This is a genomic window from Leucobacter luti (assembly GCF_004217175.1).
In the GTDB taxonomy this organism is placed as follows: domain Bacteria; phylum Actinomycetota; class Actinomycetes; order Actinomycetales; family Microbacteriaceae; genus Leucobacter; species Leucobacter luti.
Window position 1 is genome coordinate 169,729 of the sequence record NZ_SHKI01000002.1, and the last position, 7,172, is coordinate 176,900.

At 66.3% G+C, this 7,172-nt stretch carries 3 protein-coding genes; 2 read left to right on the top strand and 1 reads right to left on the bottom strand.

Annotated features, from left to right (window positions below):
- Positions 1–82 precede the first annotated feature (82 nt).
- Positions 83–2,665 carry a helix-turn-helix domain-containing protein gene (locus EV139_RS00785; RefSeq protein WP_157992958.1) on the bottom strand — a complete coding sequence of 861 codons (2,583 nt, stop codon included), beginning with the start codon at positions 2,663–2,665 and terminating at the stop codon, positions 83–85.
- Between the two features lie 535 nt (positions 2,666–3,200).
- On the opposite strand from EV139_RS00785, the gene EV139_RS00790 reads away from it, so the two are divergent.
- Complete coding sequence (locus EV139_RS00790; RefSeq protein ID WP_130452424.1) at positions 3,201–3,638, top strand: hypothetical protein; 438 nt, start codon at positions 3,201–3,203, stop codon at positions 3,636–3,638.
- Between the two features lie 324 nt (positions 3,639–3,962).
- Positions 3,963–7,172: invasin domain 3-containing protein (locus tag EV139_RS00795; RefSeq protein ID WP_130452425.1), on the top strand; the 3,210-nt coding region annotated here is incomplete at its 3' end.

Sequence of the window (7,172 nt, forward strand, 5' to 3'; positions counted from 1 at the left end):
CCGCCGCGCTCGCGAGCCTGACGACTGCGGCAGGCCCGTCGGCAGCGGCGGGGCGCCCCATCGGCGGCCCCGCCGGCCCGGCCTAGCTGAGCGGCACCTCGGCGTTGAGCCGGTGCACGTACTCTGACAGGGCTGCGCGGTTGGGGATACCGGTCTTGCGGATGATGCGCCGCATGTGGCTCTCCACGGTGCGGACGCTGAGCACGAGCCGGCCCGCGATCTCCTTGTTTGGAAGGCCCTCGGAGACCAACTGCGCGATCTCGAGCTCGCGGTCGGTGAGCGTGATCGCGGCCGCAAGGAACCGCGTCGTGTCCATGCTGTCGGCCCCGATTTCCTCGACCAGCTCCTGCCGGCGCTCGTCGACCTCGTCGGCGCGGCCGGCTTCGCCGGCGGCGCGCAGGTGCTCGATTGCCTGCTCGTAGGCGCTCAGCGCGAGCCCGGGGCGGCCGGTCTCCATGAGCGACTCGGTGGCGTCGAGGAGCGGTTCTGCGCTCTCCTGCGCGCGGGCCTCGAGGTACTCGAGGTGCGGGGCGAGGTAGCCGCTGTCGAGCTCCTCCACCCGCTGTCGAACCAGACTGAGTTGGTCCTGGTCTCCAGAAATCTCGGTGCTGGTGAGCCCCGCAAGCGCCGCGGTGAAGCGCGCCCCGCGCTTCCACAGCCGGTCGCCCTCGTCCCAGAGCTCGGCCGCGGCGTGGAGCGCCTGCCCGTTAAAGGCGGTCAGCTGGGTCGCTGGCCAGACGCGGGATTGCACGGGGAGCGGGCCGTCGACGAGGTCGAGCGCGAGCACCTCGGCGTAGTAGCGCTCGCCGAGCTGGAGCTGGCCGCGGCGCACCGCGACGACGGTTGCGATGCTGAGCAGCGCGAGATGCGTGTGCACCAGCAGCGGGGAGGGCTCGCCCACGGCGAAGAGCGTGTCGAGCAGGTGCTCCGTGCCGGGATAGTCGCCGGAGATGGTGAACCCCAGCGCTGCGAGCGTGCCGTGGGCGAGCGTCGCGTCCGGATCGAGGAGGCCGTGCGCCTCGTCCAGTCCGCGGTGTGCCCAGCGCATCGCAGCGTCGTACTTTCCCTCGCCCAGCAGCAGGTAGCCGTTGAGCTGATTCGCGACGGACCCCGAGTTGTTTCGGTTCACGGAATCGATCGCCTCGAACACGCGCCGCGCCGCTGAGAACCGCCCGAGCGAGATCAGGATGAGGAGTTGCGCCTCCCGTAGGGTGGTGGCCACCGACGCCGGAAGCACCTCCGTGACCTCGAGCCGGGCAGCGAAATCCTCGGGCACCGCCCGCATCAGCGTCTCGATGCGCACCGCCGTGGCGTCGAGCACCCGTGCGAAATCGCCCAGGCCCGTGGTCGATCGGGTGAGCTCCGCGAGCGCGCCGTCGAGGTCGCGGTCCACGATCGCGCGCCACTCGGCGCGGAGCGAAATGAAGCGCGCCTGCCCCTCTTGGCCGCCGAGCCGCCCGTCGGTCGTGGCGAACACCTTGCGGATCTCCTCGCCGGTGTCGCGTAACTGCAGCAGCGCCTCGATGTACTGCACCGCGGTGCTGGGCTTCGGGTTATCGAGCCACTCGGTCTGGGTCACGATCCGGCGCGTGCGCGCACGCTCCTGCAACAGCCGCACAAACAGTGCGTCGTCGTCGCTCACGTCGCGACTGAGCGCAGATGTGTTCGCAATGAGGACGTTGACGGGGTTGGTGGCGCCAAGCCGCTCAATGATGAGCTCGGTGAGGCGGATCCGGCGGGTCGCGAGCGGCTGGTTGCGGAAGAACTCAACCAGCAGGGGCGGCACGACCGTGACGAGCTGCCGGCTCGCGCTCGCAATTAGCTTCACCATCGCGCGCTCCTCGAGCAGCTCGAGAGTCTCCCAGCTGATCAGCTTGCGCACGGTCTCCACGTCGGCGACCCCCACGAGCGCGATGATCTCGAGCGCGTCGCGGGCATCGTCGCCGAGGTTCTCAAGGTGGGCTTCGAGGATGCCCCGGAGCCCCGGGCTCCACAGATCGCGGGTGGCCGACCAGCCGGTCGGTGCTTGGACCAGGCGGCCCTCGCGGACGCCCGCGTCGACGACGCTGCGAGCGAGGCCCACGATGCCGCCGGACTTCGCGTAGAGGCGGCTCATTGTGCCGGTCTCGATTGGCCCACCGAGATGATCTGCGAGCGCTTGCTCGAGCTCCTCGAACCGCAGCGGCGCGAGCTCGATCACGTAGGAGGGTTCAAGCGTTGACGCGTTGAGGCCGCTCGGCGTGTGCCGGGCACGGAGCCCCTGGAGTCGCGAGATGACGATCGGGAGTCCAGTGCGGCGGCGTACGGCTTCTGCAACGCCCCACGACGACTCATCGAGGTCGTCCCAGTCGTCGAGGAAAAGCACCGACCTATCCGGTCGGGTCATCTCGGTGAGCGCGTCCGTGGTCGACTGGATTGTCGACGAGATGCGTGGATCTGATGGGCCGCCGATTCCCGCGAGGTGCATGGCGGCAAGCGGGTGCTGTCGCAGCGAAGCGACCCCCCGCACCGAGATCACACGCCAGTCGTTGCCCTCGAGCTTCGTGCGGAGCGCCGCGAGGAACGCGGTGCGCCCGCTGCCGCGGCTGCCCACGACGTCGATGCTCCCGCCGTTCTGCAGCATCCCCAACGCCGTGGCGAGATCTGTCGTGCGCCCAATTACCATCGGCACTCTCTTTCTGACGGAAGGTCCGCTCAGCATAAAAGTACTCCACACCGTTACCGCGGGGATAGGCCCCGCGCATCCTGCCCACGCCGAGTCCCGGTTCGGGGCAGCGCTGGCCGTGCCCGCTCCGGGCGCGTGAGGCTCCAGTCAACGACCGTTGACGGAGCCTCAGCCCCGATTGCGGGTGGGTACCGTGCTGGTCTGGCCCGAAAACGCAGGTGGTGCAGTGCTCCGCGCATGAGTGTGCGTGCGGAATCCTCGCGCAGCCCCGCGCTCGATGCCCCGGGCTGCCGTGCGTCCCGCACCAGCGCGCCAAAACACTGCGGTCTCTGCGCGTGAACTCGGCCGGATTAGGGCCGTAGCACACGCCGCACGTGATCGCGGGATCTACGCAACGCGGTTCTCGGGGGCACGCAAGCTGCGGAAACCCCCCTGCCGTGACGGTGTCTCGGCCGCAGACTTTCAAGGTCATCACGCGCGTGTCTCCCGAGTAAGCACCATCGGGAACACCAACCAAACCAAGGGGAACGAATCCATGAGCATGTCAACCATTCAGCGCACTCAGTCTCAGCTGCGCCGCCGTGGCGGCGGCCGAGTGGCGGCGGCGCTGTCGGGTGTGCTGCTCATTGCCGCGCTCGCAGGCTGCTCGGCCACGGGCGATGCCGCAGCCGAGCTGCCTGGCGACTTCCCGAAGGCCGTGCAGATGGCTGATGGCACCGTGACCGCCGCCGCGAAGGCTGACGGGGCCTGGACCGCGAGCGTGAAGCTCGATCAGGACGCGACTCGCCAGCAGGCAATCGAAGAGCTCACCAGCAACGGCTTCGCGATCGTTGGCGAGAGCGGCACGCACGGGAACGACCGCGTGTACTCGCTTGCAAGCGACACCTACTCGGTGCGCGTGGGCGTCACCACCGTTGATGGCAACGACGTACTGAATTACACCGTCGCGAAACGACAGACCGCAGCCGAATAGTTGGCGCAGGAGCGAGAGCTCCCCAATACTCCGGAGGCGACCAGCCTCCGGTCTCTTGCAGTAATACGAAGGAGAGTGGCACGCAAGTGGAAAACTTGAGACAGGGGAATTTGTCCCCTGACCCCGCGGTGGAGAGGCAGCAAGCCCCGCCGCGCAGGAGACTCGTGGCCGCTGCCGCGAAGAGTCTCTCGGTCGGCCTGGTCGGCCTGCTGACGATCGGTGCCGCCGTGGTGGGCACCCCCGCAGCCGCCCAGGCCGCAACACCCTGGGGGGGTGGTGTCGCAGGGCAAGATCACGGTGTTCAATGCCCCGATCGATCTGGTCATGAACAACACCCTTCTGCAGAGCCAGATTGGGTCACCGGACTTCACGTCTCGCGCCTACTACAAGGGCGAGAGCGGGCTGAACGCGATCGGTTCAACCCCGATTCTTGTGGATTCGAAAAGTGTCTCGCTGCTCTCGGGCGGCACGTACGCGCAGGGCTACGGGGGCGCCGGCTCAGCGAAGAATCCGTTCTGGCTCAGCGGGACTCGGGATATGGGGACCACGAAGCTCGTGAAGAAGGACTCGTACGTCCTTGGGTCCGGCATGGTGCGCTCGGACATGACCTACACGAACAATTCCAGTGCCGCGGTTTCCGCGCAGATGGGCTACTGGGTCGACAGCTACTTCGCCGGCAATGACAGCGGGACGACCCTGATGTCGGGCTCGGCAGTTTCGAGCCTGAACAGCGGCACGACAGCCGCATCCTCGTTTGTCTCGGCGTCCCCCGGCGCAAAATTCGTCGGTGGGTACTACAACAGCGCCAAAGCTGCCGCGCAGCGGTACAACGGCATGAATGGTCAGTGCTACAACAGCGGCGGTGTGCAGCAGGCATGCAGCAACGAAGTTGATAACGGCATGGCCATTGGCTGGGTGGTAAACGTGCCCGCCGGTGAATCCGTCACACGCACCTTCTTCGCGACGTTCTCGCCCGAGCTGAAGTTTGCCGACATTAGCGCGGACGCAGCGGTGTCGAAGAACACGGTGAGCGTTGGCGAAAGCTTCGACTACACGCTCTCCGTTGCCAACAACGGTGGCCCCGCAACCGCCGACGGCGTGACCGTCGACTTCCCGCTGCCCGCTGGCGTGACCCTGAAGTCGCAGAGCGGCACCGGGAGCTACGACGCGGCAACTGGCGCGTGGAGCGTTGGCGACGTGCCCTTCGGGCAAGACGCCAAGATCACGCTGACCGTTGACGCGCAGAGCGTGGGACTGAAGCAGGCGCAGATCTTGCGCGCTGAGCCGCTGGTTGCGCTCGACATCACCCCGTTTGATCCCGCAACCGCGCAGGTCCTCGACGTTACGGTTGCCGACGCGATTGACGCGAGCAACTCGACCATTGCCGCGGTTCCGACCTCGGTCGAAGCCGACGGTGTTGCCGCATCGACGGTGACCGTAACGACGTTTGGCAAGACCGGCGATCAGATGAGCATCGGCGGAGCAGACGTGAAAGTCTTGAGCACGCTCGGGACCGTCAGTGAAGTCGTGGACAACAATGATGGCACCTACACCGCAACGGTCACCTCCACGAAGACGGGTCCCGCGGTGATTTCCGCGACCGTCGACGGAGAGAACCTGACCGGGCCCACCGTGACATTTACCCCCGGCGCCCCCACCACTTCGGGTGAGGACTCCTCGACGGTATCGGTGTCCTCCGACGAACGCCTCGCAGACGGCGCTACCGCGCACACGGTAACCGTCACGCTGAAGGACGCGAACGGGAACTTCATCCCGAAGGCGGCGACGCGGCTGACGGCCACGGCTGACCCCGATGCGGGCGTCGCGATTGGCACGTTCACCGAGGAGTCGACCGGCGTCTACACGGCACCGATCACGTCCACCTCGTCTGGCGAGAAGACGATCACCGCGTTTGCGGATGCCACAGTGAACCTTGGCTCTGGCACGGCGATGTTTATCGCTGGCGAGGCCGTGGTCGAGAACTCTGCGCTCACCCTCTCAACCGGTGACAAAGTTGCCGACGGCACCGACGCGCACAGCGCACAGGTCCTCGTCAAGGATGCTTATGGCAACCCGGTGCCCGGCACCGCGGTCACATTCACCGTTGACGGAGACGCGACAGGATCCGGCATTGTTGAAACCGACGCAAACGGCACAGCGCCGATTGCGATCCGTTCGACGCTCGCTGGCCTGAAGGCTGTTTCGGCGACGATCGGCGGTTCAGCGGTGTCCGGAGCGGGCGACGTGAACTTCATCGCGGGCGCGGTGGAATCGATCAATTCAGTGTTCTCGGTGAGCCCCGGCCCGGTGCTCGCTGATGGCACCGCTACGCACACCGCGACGGTTATTGCGAAGGATGCCAAGGGCAACCCGGTCAAAAACGTTGCGGTTGAGTTCGTTGTGCCGGCCGATGTGACGGCAACTTCCCCCGCCGTGACCGACAGCAGCGGCGCAACCACCGTGAAGCTGACTTCGGTGAAGTCTGGTACGTACGAGATTGGCGCAACCATCGACAGCGATGCTGTCGCAAACTCGCCGCAGAACGTGACGTTCTCGGCGGGTGCGCCGGTTGCCACTGAATCGTCGTGGACGCTGACCCCGGCTGGCCCGGTTGCAGCTGACGGCAGTAGCGCGTACACCGCGGTGCTTACCGCTCGCGACACGAACGGCAACGCGGTGCCCAACGCCGAATTCTCAGTCGATGTTTCTGGCGCGGTCACGCCGAGCCGTGTTGACTGGGTGACGGGCGCCGATGGCACGGTGACAGGAACCTTCACCTCGGTGAAGGCTGGCACCTACCCGGCAACTGTGAGCCTCGGTGGCGACACCGCTGGCGGGTCGAAAGACCTGGTCTTCAACGCCGGTACGGTGAGCTCGACGGTCTCGTCGATCGCAGCGGATCCGGATCGCATCAAGGCCAACGGCTCCACTGAGTCCACCGTTACGGTGACGCTCAAGGACGCGAACGGCAACGTGCTTGATTGGGTACCGAGCCCCGCAGTGGTCATCTCGACCGATGAGGGGCAGGTCTCCGACACTGTGGACAACGGCGACGGAACATACACCGCCACGCTGACCGCATCTGCGGCCGGCACGGCGACGCTCTCGTTCACGATCGACGGCAAGCCTGCAAACGACACGACCCAGGTCACCCTGGTGAACGCGATTGCTCCCGTTGCGCCGCTGGTGAATGCCACCAACGGTACGAGCGTCACCGGTTCGGCACAGCCGAACTCGACGGTCACGGTAAAGAACGCGAACGGTGTCACGATCGGTACCGGCCTCGCCGGAACCGATGGCTCGTTCGACTTCGCCCTGGCGCCCCGCCCGGCTGAGGGAACCGTTATTTCGGTGACCGCAACGGACGCAGACGACAACGTATCCGCTCCGACGTTGATCACGATCGATTCGATCGCGCCGGATGCTCCTACGGTTGATGCCACGAATGGTACGAAGGTGTCGGGTCAGGCTGAAGCTGACTCGAAGGTGATCGTTCGTGACAAGAACGGGACGATCCTGGGTTCTGGCACGGCT